Below are 16,979 nucleotides of genomic sequence, written 5' to 3'. Positions count from 1 at the left end.
TCTAAGGAAAGAGCCTGACCGGAAAGCCGTAAACAGTTTACTCCTGACGAAGCAATCCGGTCAGTCCCTCTATACTCTTATTGTATTATTACTTTCTTAGTATAGCTGTTTTTACCATTGGTGATCACCATGATATAGAAACCGCTGGATACATTACCTGTGGATACTGACACTGTAGGCGCATTTACTTTCTTATATGCTACTACTCTCTTGTTCACATCTACCATAGATATCTGTACTGGCGCAGTAGCATCATATTTCTGTACGTTCACCGTTAAGGTAGTACCCTTTGTTACCGGGTTAGGATAAACAAGTACACCGGTTGAAGTTTCCAGGCTGATATCTGCTTTTGCCTCTGCAATTTTAGCAGCGGCAGCTACGATACCATAATTGAATACTTCCCATCCCTGAATGGAAGTTCTGTTACAGGTCATTTCAGCTACCCCGTTTTCAGAAGATACATACAGTCCGTTATTACCACGGAGGGAGATAGTACCATCTGTGTTTACGATCCAGTCGAATGCTTCCCATCCCTGAACGGAAGTTCTGTTGCAGGTCATGCTGGCAGCACCGTTTTCAGACGATACGTACAGACCACCATTGCTTAAAGCAACTTTACCGTTACCGGCATCTGTTACCAGGAACTTATTCCATCCTGCCACAGCAGCTGCGTTACAGTACATAGGACTTACATTGCCTTTAGAGCTCACGTACTGGCCTGTGTTACCTTTCAGCCAGATAGTCTGGCCAATAGGCGCTGTTGTAGTCGGAGGAGGTGTTGTACCGCCGCCATCTTTAGCAACTATAGCATCGTGGATAGCACTTACCAGGGAGTTAGCACCGGTACCTTCATCACCGGAAAGTTCCCAGATCATGATACCACCGCCGTTATCATAGGCAAAATTGGTTTTCTTTTTGATGGTAGTAATACCATTGTAACCATTGTTGTTCCATACGTCTGCATAAGGATCAGCACCTTTCTGCAACAGTACATTATAGTTATCCCAGCTTGGATGAGCGTAGAAAGGAACACCTAAAATAGCTTTCTCTTTAGGTAATCCGCGACCTACCCAATAGTTGAGGGACTGCTGACCATAAGCATATGTTGAATGCTGGAAGTCATTTTCGTCATAAGCCATCAGATTTAAGAAGTCTACCTGTGCAAATACTGCATTCAGGATAGTTCCTCCATCTGTGCCTACTACAGCAGCTGTTAACAATTTGCCCTGTGCATGTAAAGCAGTAGACAGTTGTGTCATCAAGGCCACATAGTTATTGGCAGAAGCACCTGCATTTGGATATTCCCAGTCGATGTCAGCACCATCCAAACCATACTGGTTGATAAGGTTCAGCACATTGTTGGTGAAGTTCGTACGATAAGTGCTGTTGGCAGCAAATGCTTCGAAAGCGCCATCATTACCATCATTCCATCCACCTATAGAAATTTCTACTTTCACACCATTCGCATGCGCTTTGGTGATTATACTTCTTAATTTATTAGCATCTTCAACAGCGGTAAGACCACCGGTGCTGGTTGGTAATATGAAGGCATAGTTGATATGTGTAAGTTTGCTGTATTGTATAGCATCTGCACTACCCTGCCAGCTAGGCATATAACCTACTACCTTAAACGAAGAAGCGGCTGCCGCTGCGGCAACTCTCGCGGATGCGCTTACTTCACCATAAGCGAAGGCTTCCCATCCACTTGGAGTGGTACGTGTACAGGTCATTGCCTGTGTACCGTTTTCAGAAGATACATACAGACCATTGCTGCCTCTCAGGAATACTTTACCATCTGTGGTAGGTACCCAGTCGAAAGCTTCCCATCCCTGTACAGTAGCCCTGTTACAGGTGATAGCCTGCTGACCGTCTTCAGAAGAAACAAATTTGCCGTTATTGCTCAAGGCAATTTTACCGTTACCGGCATCTACGACCAGGAACTGTTCCCAGCCCTGTACGGTAGTTCTGTTACAGTTCATACCAGTGGTAGCACCATCTTCGGAAGAAACGTATAAGTTATTGAATCCTCTCAGCCAGATAGTTTTACCGATAGGCGCTGTGGTGTTGGTGGGTGTACCCGGAGCAACAGCAGCGATAGTGCTGGTATTTTTTACGTTGTTGGCGAACTTGATATTATTGAGTACTGCGGCCATGTTTCCCGCACCATCCATCAGTGTGGGAGGATTGATACGCAATAATGCAGGACTTTCACCGGAAGTAGTACGTTTGTAAGTCCAGTGGCACCAGCCTATACCCAGGCTGTTCATTGCTGCGATATTTGCACTCAGCCAGCTATTATTGTTTTCGCCGGTTTCACCTACCCATACCGGGCAGTTGTTGGTGTTGCGGAAGTTCACAATATTTCCCAGTTCACTGATCTGGTTGATATCGCCACTTGTAGCGGTGGTGGAAGTAGAGTTACCGTAACGGTGCGCGTTGTACACTAAGTTTGTTCTGTTAGTGAATGTGAACGGCTCCATGTAATTGTAGTTGTTACCGTAACCGTTTCCTTCTATCATCAGCAGGTGGGTATCACCCAAAGCACGGATAGAGTTGATGAGTCTTTCGAACAGATCATGAATGGTCTGATTAGCAGGAACGTTATTAGGTTCATTGATCAGGTCATAGAAAGCCACTCCATCATTGTTAGTGTAATGAGCGGACAGTTTCTGCCAGAGGCGATTGGTAATATCGCGATAAATACTTCTGGTCCAGAGGCCCTGTTCGTGGCCAGGGAAGATGTCGGCGATGTTAATGTCGGAACCTTCACCACCCGGAGCAGCATGCAGGTCCAAAATAACGTACATGTTGTTGGCGCCAGCCCATTTCAGAACGCTGTCTGCCATGCGGAAACCTTCCAGGTTGGTATCAGTAAACAGGGTGTTACCGTTGTACCAGTTGGTAAGGGATGTCACATAACTTTCGTAGTTGTCGTTGTTGCGGGCTACACCATTACGCACTGCACGTTGCGCACTTGTGAGGAACAAGTCGTAGTGCATTGGTAAGCGTACACAATTGAATCCCAGGGAAGCGATATAGTCTATATCAGCTTTGGTGATAAAATTGTCGCGCCAGCTCTGGTAGAATGCTTCAACCTGGGCGTCGGTCTGGCCCTGGTCGTACAAACGTTTTTTAATAGACCATTGGGTGCCGTAACCGTCGTACCCTTCTTTGATCATGTAACCTTCCTGTAATAACCAGCCACCCAGGCCAACCCCTTTAAGGATTACTTCCTGGCCACTGGCGTTTACGATCTTTTTACCATCCGCATGCAACCTGGTAAGCTGCGAAAAGGCTGGTGCTACCCCAAGGCACAGGGCTAGCAGTAACATGATACAGGTTAAAAATGATTGGCGCGCAAGACGTGGAATGTCGCGCAACCGGTTTGTGTAGCAGGTCATCATAGAGGGTGTGTTAAGGTTTTCAAATAAAAATGGTAGACAATAATAGTTCAGGGTAGAAGTCGTGCGAGTGGGGAAAGAGTACTAAGCCTCTTTTACCTGTGACAGATATTATTTTATCTTAATTTAAGATAAATAAAGGGGCGATATAAGAGAAAAGGGCTGTAAATCAAAATAGTACCATAAAAAGGACGGCCCGGAAGATGATCTCCCGGGCCGTTTTTTTATCCAAAAAAAATTATTCGTTTTCTTCCAGTTTGATCCCTGTTTGGGTAAAAACGATCTTCCGGGCCTTATATAAACTACCTGTGGTCATTTTAAAGGTCTTTTTGCTCATACTGAAGAAATCATAGATCTCCTGGGGATCGGATTTATCATGATAAGGCAGGTATCCGTTGTTCTCTTTCAGCAGGCGCAGGATCTTTTCACTTTCATTTTCAACGCGGTTATAGCCTGGTAAACCAGTTACAACATCAATCTTATCTCCTTTTATGGATTTAATAAATCCTTTCAGTTTATCTCCTATGTCTACCGGGCCGAAAGCCTCGTTGAAGTGCAGGACACCGGTATGTTTCTGATTGATGATCACTACGAAACCGATCTCAGTACGGCGGTAAATGAGCAGGTCTACGACATCCAGTTCCTTGAGTGTCAGGTTTTCATTGCTCAGGTAAGGGTCCAGCTTTTCGGTAGCAGCCACCCTTCCGGTCTGTTCATCAATATAGATCTTTACCAGGTAGCTTTGTCCCGGGTGCATGGTAGTTAATTGTTTGGAAGCCGGTACAAACAGGTCTTTCATCAGGCCCCAGTCGAGGAAAGCGCCCTGTTCAGTCACCCCGGTAGCTTTGAGGTTCACAATATCCCCTACTACCCCAAAAGGCTCCTGCATGGTAGCCGTCAGGCGGTTTTCGGAGTCGTGATAAATGAATACTTTTAACTCATCACCCTTTTTTGCACCTGTGGGAACAAAACGGTTAGGCATTAAAATCTCCTGTTCTCCCCCATCCAGGAATAACCCGTAATCACTATCCTTCTTTACTCTTAACAGGTTGTATTCACCTACTTTATACATGAACTAAGTTATTTAGACAGTTGTAAAGGTACACAATTGAAAAACGAAAAGTAGATTTGCTGTGTAAACTACTCACTATATGGCTTTGCTTAAACGCATCAATCCATTTTCTAAAACGAATGAAGATACCGGCTTCAGTACCACCATCAGCAATTATGGAGGCCGGTTTGTGAACCGCGACGGGACCTACAACCTGCGCAAAGAAGGTCGTTCCTTATGGGACAGGTACAGTATGTACCAGACCCTGCTGAACCTGCCGCTATGGAAATTCATTTGCGTACTGGTAATGGCCTTCATCGCACTGAACCTCTCATATACGGTCATTTACCTGCTGATAGGCACGGACGAGCTGCAGGGCATTGCAACCCGGTCGGCCTGGGGAACTTTTAAAGAAGTGTACTTTTTCAGTACGGAGACGTTCACCACTGTTGGTTACGGAAGGGTAAACCCTATTGGGGACGGGGCCAATTTTCTGGCCTCTATAGAAGCGATGAGCGGCTTTTTGTCCTTTGCCCTGGCTACTGGTCTTATGTATGGACGATTTGCCCGTCCTAAGGCCCATCTGGCGTTTAGCGACCATGCCGTAATCGCTCCTTACAAGGGAGGGGTAGCGTTAATGTTCCGTTTTGCCTGTTATAAAGACCACCACGCACTAACGGATGTGAACGTACAGGTGAATATTGCGATGCTGGTGCATGATGAAGGCCCTGCTGCTTACCGGTATTTTGATCTGAAACTGGAAAGGAGTAAGATTGAGAGCTTACCGATGAACTGGACGGTGGTCCATCCTATTACAGAAGAAAGTCCTTTATTAGGTTTGAGTACAGAAGATCTGCAAACGGCAGATGTGGAGATTTATGCCCTGATAAGGGGATTCAGTGATGTATATTCCAACATCGTACAGCAACGTACATCCTATACGTACAGTGAGATAAAATACAACAAGAAATTTGTGCCTATGTACCGGGAAAGCAGTACCGGAACCGTACTGGAATTACAGAAGCTGAATAAGTCCGTATCAGTCCCTGTTTGATCTGATCATGGTGGAATAACCCTGTTTTCTGCTCAGGGCAGTGACTGCCTGTGCAATACGTTTAGCCCTGGTCGGTTCTGTTTTTGCACTCTCTATCCATTTCATAAAATAGTTACGGTGGCCTTTGGGTAATGAATTAAAAAACTCAAAGGCTGCCGGTTCATCCTTCAGGCATTCTATAAATTCCGGAGAGGAAACGGGATCAGGGTTATTGTCTACGGTTAGCTGTACATCCAGTTTTGCACCTAACTTTTTGGCGATGCCTTTCCTTATATCTGCGTTTAATGCCATGATGAAACTACCATCTCCCATGGGCAATAATGCTACGGCTTCTATCTTAAAATTATCAAGTTTACCTTTTACACGAAAGGACTGCCTGTGGCCTGGTTTTAACTCCTCAGCAATATCAGCAGGCACAACGATATAGGTCCAGCCGGTCTTTTCCCCCATTTTTTCAAACCTTAATATCGTAGTTGTGTATTTAACCATCGGCGTTTTTCACTAAATTTATACAAATCTTCTGTTGAAATAAAATCTATGCTGATCTCTGAAACCGAACGACTAAGTATAAACCAACTGACAGTTCAAGATGCACCTTTTATATTAACGTTGCTGAATACACCGACCTGGTTACGTTTTATCGGGGACAGGGGTATTAAAAATCTGGATGAAGCGCGTAACTACCTGTTAAACGGACCAATTGCCAGTTATAAACGTCTTGGGTTTGGGCTATACCTCGTTAAACTGAAAGAAGGGGATATACCGGTAGGAATAAGTGGATTGATCAAAAGGGACGGGCTGGATGATGTGGACATTGGTTTTGCCTTACATCCTGATCATACAGGAAAAGGCTATGCATTTGAAGCTACTGCGGCGGTGATGACGTATGCCCGGGAAGTATTAAAACTGACAACTATAGTGGCGATCACCACGGAGGACAATGTGCATTCCATTGCCCTGCTGCTGAAGATAGGGCTACATTATAAAAAAATGATCACCCTCCCGGGTAACCAGAAAGAGTATATGTTATTTAGTTCGCCCTGATTGGCCGAACACCTTTCAAGGCTTTATCAAAATACCACTTCAGTTGATTCCAGACTCGTATTTTCCTGTTTTATTTTCAAAGCCCTTTCAGCCCTGCGACCTGGTACTTTAGACGGGGGTAACGGACCGAATATCAATGCCTGATATGGTTCCAGCATCAGCATATTACTCTGTAAATTAAAAGTAAGGGTATTATTTACCAGTGGTTCTATATCAGCGGCTAACTGAAAAGGCAGGTCGTAATGAATTTTCTGTTTAGAGAAATTTAATACGATCAGTAACATTTCTTTATCCAGTGTACGTGTGTAAGTATATATCTGTGGATGTTTCTCGTCGTACAGGTCATATGTACCATATATCAGTGATGGTTTATGTTTACGCAGTAATACCATCTGACGGAAGAACTGTAATATAGAACGATCGTTGCTGTTTTCAGCGGCTGCGTTTAAAGTTGTATAGTTATCATTTATTTTCAGCCAGGGTCTGCCGGTGGTGAAACCCGCATTAGCGGTATCATCCCATTGAAAAGGTGTTCTACCGTTATCACGGGCACTGGTTTGCTGATCTTTCAGGAAACGTTCCAGGTCTTCTTTTTTGCTTTGAAGATATTTGTACATATTGATCGTTTCAATATCCCTGTAATCTTCTATCTTATTAAACCGAATGTTCGTCATGCCGATTTCATCGCCGTTGTAGAAGATGGGCGTTGCACGCATGGTGAGCAGGAAAGTCATCAGCATTTTTGCGGATACTTCCCTGAATTCTCCTGCATCATTACCCCATCTGCTCACCATTCTCGGCTGATCATGGTTACCTAAGTAAATGGTCCCCCATCCATCCTGTTCAAATACTTCGTCCCAGGCGGTATATACTTTCTTCAGTTTCACCAGGTCCAGTCCTTTAGGATCGGGGCGTTTGTATCCTTCTTTCTCATATCCCAGCATCATGCCTTCAAAGTGATACAGCATATGCAATTGCTTACGATCTTCTTTTACAAAGAGTAAAGCTTCATCGATGGTGATACCGGATGCTTCTGCCAGTGTGGTTACATCAAACCCTTCTATTGTCTCTTTGTGCATCTCCTTCAGGTAATCGTGCAGATGTGGTCCATGCGCGTAATATCCGCCCCAGTCTTTATTGTATTTGGTTTTTACGAGGTCTCTTACATCAGGCCAGCTTGTGTCTTTTGAGATATAAGAGATAGCGTCCATCCTGAAACCATCCACTCCTTTTTTAAACCAGAAGCGCATGATCTCGTAAATGGCTTGTCTTGTTGCTACATTTTCCCAGTTGAGGTCGGGCATTTTCTCTGAGAAATAATGCAGGTAGTAAGCGTTGGTAGCTTTGTTGTAAGTCCAGGCATTACCAGTGGCATCAAAATGACTGTAACGGAAAGGCGGTGTTCCTTTCTCCGCAGGCCACCAGTGATAATAGTTATAGTAAGCGCTCTTGCGCGACTGTTTTGCTTCCTTAAACCAGGGGTGTTCGTCGCTGGTATGGTTTACTACAAGGTCCATTAAGAGGCGGATTTTCCTGTCGTGCAGTCCTTTTAACAACACATCAAAATCTTCCATTGTACCAAACTCTTTCATAATATCATAATAGTCGCTGATATCATATCCATTATCATCATTCGGAGAGCCGTATACAGGGTTCAGCCATACCATGTCAATCCCAAGGCTTTGCAGGTAGTCCAGTTTTGAGATGATACCGGGTATATCCCCTATCCCATCTCCATTGCTATCTTTAAAGCTTCTTGGGTAAATCTGATAAATGACACCTTCCTTCCACCAATTTTTTCCGGTTTCTGACATGGTTATAATTTTTCCGGGTTAAGAACCTATTCTTTTCTGCAAAAACCCTGCAAATTATTTATTATCCCGCTTTTACGTTTCAGACTGTAGAATAGCGTCGCCTAAATTCCACGTTATCAATATGCTGCATAGCTGGCATATTATTTTCACTATGAGTATTGCCTGACCGCCGGAACAAGCGGATTGTGCGGTTATATGGCATAGCGCGGGGATTTATTACAACCATTATCAGTAATGATTTATGAGATCTTATAGTCCACCATCATCAACATACCGTTTACAGTTTCATGCAGGTTTTACATTTAAGCAGTTAGAGGAGATCATTGATTACCTGCATGACCTTGGTGTTTCCACGATCTATGCGTCCCCTGTGTTTCAGGCAGCGCCTGGTAGTCAGCATGGCTATGATGTAACGGACCCGCATCTTATCAATCCTGCGATTGGTACATTGGAAGAGTTGCGGGGCATTCATCAGCGGTTACAGGCGAAAGGGATGACATGGGTACAGGATATTGTACCGAATCATATGGCGTATCATAGTACGAATGCAAGGTTGTATGATGTGCTGGAGAGAGGGCCTCTATCACCTTATTATGAATATTTTGATATAGACTGGCATCATCCTTCTTTTACGGGTAAGGTGATCGCCCCTTTTTTGGGGAAGACATTGAAGGAATGTATTGCTGCCGGGGAGATTAAGTTGTCTGTTTCAGATAATGGATTTAGTCTGAATTATTTTGAGCAGGTGTTTCCGTTGTCGGTGTCTGCATATGATACGGTTGTTAGTGCCGATGATATCCAGCCTCTGCAAAAACTCATGAGCGCTTTATATCAACAGGCCACAATTGGTACCAATATGGTTCACTGGGTACAGCGTAAAAAAGCATTACTGGCGCCGTTGTTATCAACAACCTGGCTGACTGGTCTTATAGAAAGTATAAACGGCAGTCCTGCCCTGCTGGCCCAATTAGCCGAGCAGCAATATTACCAGCTTACTATCTGGAGTGAAGCTGATCATAATATCAATTACCGCCGGTTCTTCACCATAAATGACCTGATAGCTTTGCGTATGGAAACGCAACCTGTCTTTGAAGAATACCATACTTTCCTACATCGCCTATACCGGGAAGAATTAATACAGGGCTTACGGATAGATCATATAGATGGATTACGGGACCCTGCTTCTTATATACGTCAGTTACGATGGATGTTTGGCAGTAGTTGTTATATTATTGCGGAGAAGATATTAGAAAGCCATGAGTCTTTCCCTTCTGACTGGTCATTGCAGGGTACCAGCGGATATGAATTCCTTTCATACACCAATCATCTTTTAACTGATCATAAAGGTGAAATTGCGCTGCGTCAGTTTTATAAGGAATTGCTACCCGCTACCCGTGATTATGAAGAAACCGTCTATGTTAAAAAAAGGCTGATTTTAGAGCAGTACATGACAGGTGAATGGGAGAACCTCGTGCGTTATGCTTACACATTGAAGCTGGCGGATACGCGTATTAACAAGGAGAAACTGAAAGAAGCCGTAGCGTTATTCATGATCTGTTTACCGGTCTATCGTCTTTATAGTCCTTTTGATGAGGAGATTGTACGGGAGACGTTCGAACAGGCGCGGGTACGGAACCGTACTGTTGAAACGGAGATGGCCCTATTGGAGAGTTTTTTCGAAGATACATCGGATAGGGAAAAAGAACGTAACCGGCTATTATTTGTAGAGCGGCTAATGCAGTTTACAGTACCGCTGACAGCCAAGGGTGTAGAAGACACAACGTTTTACGTGTACAATCCTTTATTATCCTTTAATGAGGTAGGTGATAGCCCCGCTCCTGCCGACTTCTCTTTAGATACCTTTCATAAACGTTTATTGACCCGTCAGCAGTATACACCACAGTCATTGAACACGACCAGTACCCATGATACCAAAAGAGGCGAGGATGCGCGTATAAGGCTGAATATGCTCACTCTTTTTCCTGCTGAATGGAAGGCATTGGTTACCAGGTGGCGTAACTTTGGTTTTACCGGCGATTTAAATGACGAGTATTTCATTTATCAGTCTGTCATAGCAGGGTTTCCGCCTGATGGCGTTGTTACTCCTGAGTATATAGCGCGTTTACAGCAGTATTTTATCAAAGCTGCGCGTGAGGCGAAAGTCAATACCCACTGGGCTACTCCTGATGAAGCTTATGAAAAGACCGGCACAGATTTTATCCAACATATCCTTACGGATTCAGCTTTTCTACATCCCCTGCGGGAATTTCTTTCTGTTTTAGATGAACATGCTTTTACAAATTCTCTTGTCCAGGTGCTGGTAAAAATCACCGCTCCGGGGATACCGGATATTTACCAGGGTTGTGAGTTATGGGATTACAGCTACGCAGACCCCGATAACCGCCGCCCGGTAGATTATAATATCCGGAAGGCCGCACTCACGTCATTTGCTTCCAAAGACTTCTCACTCTCTTATCTCTCTGCTAACCGCCCTTTGGGCCTGCAAAAGCTGTACGTCACCTGGAAAGCCTTGCCCTTACGCAAGCTTTATCCGGATCTCTTCATCGAAGGAGATTATTTGCCTCTGCAAAGCAGTTCTTCCGGCGTCTTAGCTTATGCGCGGGCTTATCGTAAGCAATGGGTCCTCATCATTGCCCCTCTCCCCGGTTTTCCTTCTGATGCAGCAACAGTGTTACTGCCTGCCGGGGCGCCGACCCGGTTCAGAAACGTTTTTACTGATGAAATCCTTACTATCAAAGGGGTTTTATCCGTATCTGCCATACTTAAACAATTCCCCGTAGCACTGCTCATCCATGAATCCGAATAAAAATTTGTTCATTTTAAAAAAGTGTTTACATTTGCAACCCTAACACGATGCCCAGATGGCGAAATTGGTAGACGCACTGTGTTCAGGTCGCAGCGCTCGCAAGGGTGTGCTGGTTCGAATCCAGTTCTGGGCACTCATAGCCCCTGTAAGTCTTTGATTTACAGGGGCTTTTTCTTTTATTAAACCCCACTTTTTGCCGGTTATTTCCATTTATTCCCACTCTTTTCGGCTCACAGATGGCACACAGTTCGGCACAAAAAAAATGAACACTTATGACCATCACTGTGATATCAAGACCCAAGCGAAATGGGCAAAAATTATATATCTGTATGGAAACGATTGCCGCCATATTATCAGTAATTCACGAATTTTTATTGGCTGACATTTTTTCTGTAACTTTCTTGGCCTGATCTGGCGGATAAGCTATTCTGTGGTGAATCGAACTAACAAATATGAATCATTCTAACATTAATGACTAATTACAAGGAAGTTGCTCCAGCACTTATCGACAAATACAAACAATATTGCAACCTGTTGATCGTTACTGCAACCAAAATAGAAAAGGATGTCCTGCATGAACATCTTTTTGCGATCGATGGTCAGGACGAGGTTTTAAAAATCCAAAAGGGTTCATACACCTACTATCTGGGAAAATTCGGCCACTACAATGTAGTGCACGTGGCCACAGGGAATATGGGTTCGATCAGCCGTACCGCGGCTATCGCCACGACAATGAAAGCTATCGAATTCTGGCAACCAAAAGTAGTCCTGATGGTTGGTATAGCATTCGGCGGAAAGCCGGATAAAGTGCAGATTGGGGATGTACTTATTTCTGAACGTGTGGTGAACTATCAATTGATCAGGGCCAACAAAGATGGATCAAATACTTACAGGGGGCAGGAAGGTCCCGCGAGCTCCCTTCTTCTTAACCGCTTTGTCTCGGCAGACGACTGGAGATTCAATGTAAAATTCGACGATCAGGATTATGAGGCTAAATATGTCCATGGTCTTATGCTGTCCGGAGAAGAACTTTTGGACAACAAACAGAGGAAAGAGGAGTTGATGAAAGAATGGCCAGGTGCAATTGGTGGAGAGATGGAAGGTGCAGGTATCTACACCGCGTGCGATGGCAACTGTGTTCGCGATTGGATTCTCGTAAAGGGTGTTTGCGATTACGGTGACGGCGATAAGGATGAAAACCCAAACAAAGACCTTTTTCAGGAAATTGCAATTAAATCGTCGGTGAGTTTGGCTGAACATGTTTTTAGATCACCCCATGCGTTCGAGGATATCGGCCTCTATGCAGGGGCCTTTCCAACTTCAAAGGAAAATGGGGCAAACTCTAAAAAAAAAGTTGAAAATGTCCTAGATGAGCAAGTAAAACGTCAGCTCGCCAAACAAAAGGCTTCGCAGAAATACATACCGGAAACCTTTGTAGAAGTGGGCAAAAACAAAGAGATGTTGCGCTACTTCTGCGATCCAGTGGCATTTCTGCCGAAGGTAATGTGGGAGTATTCTGTGCTGGATTTTGTGCCGCTAAATAAAATACTAACCCAAAAGGGCGCCGCTGAATTTGAATTTGATCTAACAGCTTTTGAGACAGAAGTCCCCAATGTTCAGATAACTTCTTTCCCTGAATTCTACAATCGGCTCGGCACCTATTTGAGAGAGAAAGTGTCGGAATTTGAGCTCCCTACGATGGCTGGTAACTCCGTTCGTAAATTTTCATACAAACTATCACGGTTAGAGGAGATTTCACAGTGGTTGGCTAAAAAAGTTTGCCTGATAAAGGAAAACGCAGGTCAGGGGAAAACAAATTTCGTATGTGACCTGGTTGAAAATTTTCTCGTCAAAAGAGAAATACCCACAGTCTTTCTTCTGGGAACGGACATTGACCCCTCAGACATTCGCAAAAGTATAATGAAAAGGGGCTATCCTGACCGTTCCGGGTTGGACTTCGAGACCTTCCTTTCCGAAGTTGAACAGCATTGCTTGTCAGTAAACAAACCATTCGTTATCATCATAGACGGCCTTAACGAAAATGCAGCCGCGCAAAAATTGAGTGAAAATCTCGAACAGTTCATTACTGAGATCACTGAAAGACCATATATAAAAGTTATTATCACTTGCCGTTCCGAATATTATCAGAAACACTTTTCCAATTTTGAAAAAGCCTCGTTCTCTTCCTCTATGGGTGAAACTGGACATCTCACGATATCCCCAAAAGGTGTAGAGGCCGAAAAAATATTTAATGGCTACCTTGATTACTTTAAGATCGATCTGAAAACATACTCAACAAAGGTGTTCGACCAGCTCACACAGAATTTTCTTTTACTCAGAATTTTTTGCGATGCGCACCGTGGCGAACAGATTCAATTTTTGGGGCATATCCACAAAGAAAGTTTGTTTAAGCGGTATTATGAAACCAAAGTCAACGAAATTACAAAGAGAATGGAGGCCGACGATGAGTTGAGGGTGAGCGGGCCAATTAATATCAGAAATTTTATAGGGAGGTTAATCTCTTATATGGTCGAACACCGAAAATATGAAAACATCCCGCTTGACGACCTGTTGGAGAAGGAGGATAATAGAAAGGTCTACGTTAGATTTTTAGATGAGAATATTCTGGTCAGGAGAGATCCCGCCGGAGCCAATGGAATCTTTGGCGACCAAGAGGTTGTGAACTTCACTTTTGATGAATTCAGGGATTACCTGCTATCAGAGTACCTTATTTCGAAAATTTACCGGGCCGATAAAAAGGAGTTCTCCCGCTTCCTAAAAGAGGAGATCAACCCATCTTCCAGAATACTTGAAGGATGTGGAACATTCCTCTATTATATCGCAAAAAAAAGCGGGGACACCGAACTACTTGCTATAGTGGAGGGGCAGGCCTGGTTCGATTCTATTTATTTAAGATGCATCTTCAACCTCGAAGATCAATATATTTCAGCAACAGATCGCACTAGAATCTTCGCCGCTATCGACACTGACAGGTATAGCGCTCTCAAAATTTTCTATTCGTTCCTTTATCGCGATCGGGTCACGGACACCCCGAATCTCAATTTACAACATTACTTGGAGTACCTGAGATTACTGTCCCCCGAAGCCTTTCGTAAGAATTTTCTCGACCTCTTCAACGATCAAGAATATTCACATAATTCTATACATATAGACAAATTTTTAGCAGAAATTGGAAATCTTCTAGAGCCATCGAATGGAAAGGAAGATGATGATTCAGATGGTGACGATGATACGCCTGTTGAAAATAAAACTGGCAATTTTCCACATTCATATTTCGAGGTTCTCATTTATCTTTTCTCCCATAGGTTGGGTTGGGAAGCCAGAGAAACATATGAACGTTATTACCATAGATATCCAGATCAGGCTAAAGTGCAACTGAAGGCTGGGCTTAGTTCAAAAAATCCGATGATAATATCCGGTATTGAAATTTTTTGCAAATTCTATGATATACTATTATGATGATTTTGAGTTTATGTTCCTAGTGCATCGTGGTCTGAACAAAGAGGCGTTCCTTGCTGCAGCAGGAGCAAAGCATGGTTATGCTGCTGACATGTTCGGAAGAATGTATGATGCCCTGATGATCGAGTCACTCGACGTCATAGACGAATTCGAGCGGTATTATAAGGTAGAGTATGAAAACTTGGGTCGGTTTCTTTACCGCAAATGGAACTTTACATATGAAGCTGTTACAGAAATAATGAAACAGTTGGAGAAAAACCCCGAGGTCAGGCTAATGCGACGCATCGAGTGGAGCTATCATGGTAGCGAGCTTCGGACATTTATGTCCGAGGAACCAATGGTTAACCGAATTGAGAATATCCTTTTAATGAAAGAAGATGAAAATAAGATATGATTTCGTGACGAACAGTTCGTCTACATCGTTCATCATTATCAATGATGGAGAGTTTAATCTGAAAATGTTTCTCGATGCGGTTGGTATAGACGGATCTTCACAGTTCCAGGATATCTACAGGGAGCTCTTTAGATCTTTTGAGAACAGCATGGAGCCGGCGCGCAACGCTTATAGGGAAGATGAAAGATTCCAAGCGGACACCTTCGAACAATGGATTGAAGGGAGATTTAGTCCCGAACTTGCCAAACGCGTAACTGAAGCAGAAAAATCGGGCAAAAAGGTTTATTATGGGCGTCTCAACAGTGACAGAGGGCCGGTTGAAGGATTTTTCTGTACCGACTCTTTTATAATCGATTCTGAAAATCTTTATATAGATGCAACACAGGATGGCTGGTAATCCAGAGAATTTAGTTGTGCGATATTATCCGGAAGAAAATTACGGAATAAGGTTCAACAGGAAGACGGGATATTTCCTCAGGATTGAGGATAATGGGTTCCCCGAACCGCTATGGTCAGAGCACGGACCGGAACTCCTCGACATAAGTGTTACGAACTGGTGTGACAAAGGTTGTAGTTTTTGCTATCGTAAATCTACTGTAAAGGGAGGTCATATGGAACTGACCGATTACCGTATAATTATGGAGCAGGCAAAATCCATGGACGTGCTCCAGGTTGCATTGGGCGGGGGCAACCCGAACCAGCATCCCGACTTTATAAAGATTTTGGAAGCAACCGTGGAACACGGTATCGTTCCGTGCTATACTACAAATGGTCGAGGTTTAAACTCCGAAATTCTTCAAGCCACTAAGGAACTTTGTGGTTCGGTTGCTATAAGCGCTTACGAACCGTACACCGAGTTCCGACAACATCTCGAACTTCTATATTCGTATGGGATCAAGGCCAACGTTCATTTTGTTACGGATAGCAAAACCATTGATACCGCAATTTCATGGTTGGAAGATCCGCCCTCGTTTTTAGAAGGAATAAACTCCATTATCTTCCTTAATTATAAACCTATCGGACGAAATCCAGACCTTGGCATGTTGCTCAAAGACCCGTTAAAGATAAGTCGGTTCTACGGGCTTGTAAATGAACGCAAACAGGCATTTAAGATCGGTTTCGATAGTTGTAGTATCTCAGGGGTCGTAAAATATTCAAATGCAAACGCTAACTTCTATGAAGGCTGCGATGCTGGTAGGTTCTCCGCATTCATCGACGAAAACATGAGAATGATGCCCTGTTCATTCATGACCAATAATAACTGGTACGGATCACTACGTGAAAACACTATGCTGGATATTTGGCAGAACAATGAATTTTTTCTCAAATACCGTAACAATATATTGAACAATGGATGCTCCGGTTGCAAACACCAATCAACCTGTATGGGCGGTTGCCCGTTTATTGAAGAACTATCTCAATGTGGCTGGAAGGATGAACGCCTGGGTCTTACATTCTAAATTTCGGTATTGTAATCATTAACCAGAAATTCTTTACTTTTGCTTTGTGTCAAATATAATTCCCGATGGGAAAATCTAACGTAAAATATACCAGCACAATTCAAAAATATTGGCTCACAGGCGGCTCATAACCGTAGAAAGGAACTGATAATCACATAGATGCGGTTCCAGTTCTGGGCACTAAAATACAAAACCCGCTCGTAGAGCTACCGTCTGGACACATTTTATTTTATTTTTGAAATAAAAAGTGAATAGCCGGTATTTTTACGAGATCAAAGACAAGCGATTAATGAATAGGGGTAATTCTATTCTTAATCGCTTGTTTTATAATGGGGTACATTCGATACGACGTTTAGCAGGAAGCGATTCAGAAGCCAAAGCGATGTATCGTTTTTTACAGAATGACCGTGTTAGTGAAGATGACATCATCAGAAATATGTCATCCAATTGTGTT

12 protein-coding genes and 1 tRNA gene are annotated in these 16,979 nt (G+C 43.5%); 9 read left to right on the top strand and 4 right to left on the bottom strand.

The window, feature by feature from the left end; translation table 11 throughout:
- Nucleotides 1-77: 77 nt before the first annotated feature.
- Together GO495_RS12180 and GO495_RS12175 are read right to left on the bottom strand one after the other, a co-directional pair.
- Nucleotides 78-3,332 (bottom strand): glycosyl hydrolase family 18 protein, encoded by a 3,255-nt coding sequence (locus tag GO495_RS12180; protein ID WP_170302670.1) that lies wholly within the window; start codon nucleotides 3,330-3,332, stop codon nucleotides 78-80.
- A gap of 307 nt (nucleotides 3,333-3,639) precedes the next feature.
- Complete coding sequence (locus GO495_RS12175; protein ID WP_157299968.1) at nucleotides 3,640-4,473, bottom strand: CvfB family protein; 834 nt, start codon at nucleotides 4,471-4,473, stop codon at nucleotides 3,640-3,642.
- Between the two features lie 79 nt (nucleotides 4,474-4,552).
- Between GO495_RS12175 and GO495_RS12170 the strand changes: the two genes are divergently transcribed.
- A complete protein-coding gene (locus tag GO495_RS12170) occupies nucleotides 4,553-5,506 on the top strand; it encodes an ion channel (protein WP_157299967.1) in 954 nt (317 codons plus the stop codon).
- Here the strand turns inward: GO495_RS12170 and GO495_RS12165 are convergent.
- Nucleotides 5,492-5,995, bottom strand: a complete 504-nt coding sequence (locus GO495_RS12165) for a YdeI/OmpD-associated family protein (RefSeq protein WP_157299966.1) — start codon at nucleotides 5,993-5,995, stop codon at nucleotides 5,492-5,494. The genes GO495_RS12170 and GO495_RS12165 overlap by 15 nt on opposite strands.
- A gap of 48 nt (nucleotides 5,996-6,043) precedes the next feature.
- Between GO495_RS12165 and GO495_RS12160 the strand changes: the two genes are divergently transcribed.
- Nucleotides 6,044-6,550 carry a GNAT family N-acetyltransferase gene (locus GO495_RS12160; protein WP_157299965.1) on the top strand — a complete coding sequence of 169 codons (507 nt, stop codon included), beginning with the start codon at nucleotides 6,044-6,046 and terminating at the stop codon, nucleotides 6,548-6,550.
- 26 nt (nucleotides 6,551-6,576) lie between these two features.
- Here GO495_RS12160 and GO495_RS12155 read toward each other — a convergent pair whose 3' ends face one another.
- Nucleotides 6,577-8,364 carry a glycoside hydrolase family 13 protein gene (locus GO495_RS12155; RefSeq protein ID WP_157299964.1) on the bottom strand — a complete coding sequence of 596 codons (1,788 nt, stop codon included), beginning with the start codon at nucleotides 8,362-8,364 and terminating at the stop codon, nucleotides 6,577-6,579.
- A 241-nt stretch (nucleotides 8,365-8,605) separates the two neighbouring features.
- On the opposite strand from GO495_RS12155, the gene treY reads away from it, so the two are divergent.
- From treY to GO495_RS32665, 7 genes are all read left to right on the top strand, one after another.
- Nucleotides 8,606-11,191 (top strand): malto-oligosyltrehalose synthase, encoded by a 2,586-nt coding sequence (gene treY / locus GO495_RS12150; protein WP_157299963.1) that lies wholly within the window; start codon nucleotides 8,606-8,608, stop codon nucleotides 11,189-11,191.
- Between the two features lie 49 nt (nucleotides 11,192-11,240).
- Nucleotides 11,241-11,324 (top strand) — tRNA-Leu (locus GO495_RS12145).
- A 338-nt stretch (nucleotides 11,325-11,662) separates the two neighbouring features.
- Nucleotides 11,663-14,671: a phosphorylase family protein gene (locus tag GO495_RS12140; RefSeq protein WP_157299962.1), complete on the top strand. Its 3,009-nt coding sequence runs from the start codon at nucleotides 11,663-11,665 to the stop codon at nucleotides 14,669-14,671.
- On the top strand, nucleotides 14,655-15,065 hold the full coding sequence (locus tag GO495_RS12135) for a hypothetical protein (RefSeq protein WP_157299961.1): 411 nt from the start codon (nucleotides 14,655-14,657) through the stop codon (nucleotides 15,063-15,065). Before GO495_RS12140 ends, GO495_RS12135 begins: the two co-directional genes overlap by 17 nt.
- On the top strand, nucleotides 15,049-15,462 hold the full coding sequence (locus GO495_RS12130) for a hypothetical protein (protein WP_157299960.1): 414 nt from the start codon (nucleotides 15,049-15,051) through the stop codon (nucleotides 15,460-15,462). The genes GO495_RS12135 and GO495_RS12130 overlap by 17 nt, the downstream gene beginning before the upstream one ends.
- Nucleotides 15,440-16,525, top strand: a complete 1,086-nt coding sequence (locus tag GO495_RS12125) for a radical SAM/SPASM domain-containing protein (RefSeq protein ID WP_157299959.1) — start codon at nucleotides 15,440-15,442, stop codon at nucleotides 16,523-16,525. Before GO495_RS12130 ends, GO495_RS12125 begins: the two co-directional genes overlap by 23 nt.
- Nucleotides 16,526-16,772: 247 nt before the next feature.
- Nucleotides 16,773-16,979: transposase DNA-binding-containing protein (locus GO495_RS32665; RefSeq protein ID WP_420808914.1), on the top strand; the 207-nt coding region annotated here is incomplete at its 3' end.

The organism is Chitinophaga oryziterrae (assembly GCF_009758125.1).
Taxonomy (GTDB): Bacteria; Bacteroidota; Bacteroidia; order Chitinophagales; family Chitinophagaceae; genus Chitinophaga; species Chitinophaga oryziterrae.
The sequence above is the reverse complement of the archived record's forward strand: the minus strand, read 5'-3'. Positions and strand labels throughout refer to the sequence as shown.

Coding starts and splice junctions, on each gene's coding strand:
- GO495_RS12180 (WP_170302670.1), bottom strand. CDS start 3,332: ATGTTACTGCTAGCCCTGTGCCTTGGGGTAGCACCAGCCTTTTCGCAG.
- GO495_RS12175 (WP_157299968.1), bottom strand. CDS start 4,473: ATGTATAAAGTAGGTGAATACAACCTGTTAAGAGTAAAGAAGGATAGT.
- GO495_RS12170 (WP_157299967.1), top strand. CDS start 4,553: ATGGCTTTGCTTAAACGCATCAATCCATTTTCTAAAACGAATGAAGAT.
- GO495_RS12165 (WP_157299966.1), bottom strand. CDS start 5,995: ATGGTTAAATACACAACTACGATATTAAGGTTTGAAAAAATGGGGGAA.
- GO495_RS12160 (WP_157299965.1), top strand. CDS start 6,044: ATGCTGATCTCTGAAACCGAACGACTAAGTATAAACCAACTGACAGTT.
- GO495_RS12155 (WP_157299964.1), bottom strand. CDS start 8,364: ATGTCAGAAACCGGAAAAAATTGGTGGAAGGAAGGTGTCATTTATCAG.
- treY (WP_157299963.1), top strand. CDS start 8,606: ATGAGATCTTATAGTCCACCATCATCAACATACCGTTTACAGTTTCAT.
- GO495_RS12140 (WP_157299962.1), top strand. CDS start 11,663: ATGACTAATTACAAGGAAGTTGCTCCAGCACTTATCGACAAATACAAA.
- GO495_RS12135 (WP_157299961.1), top strand. CDS start 14,655: ATGATATACTATTATGATGATTTTGAGTTTATGTTCCTAGTGCATCGT.
- GO495_RS12130 (WP_157299960.1), top strand. CDS start 15,049: ATGAAAATAAGATATGATTTCGTGACGAACAGTTCGTCTACATCGTTC.
- GO495_RS12125 (WP_157299959.1), top strand. CDS start 15,440: ATGCAACACAGGATGGCTGGTAATCCAGAGAATTTAGTTGTGCGATAT.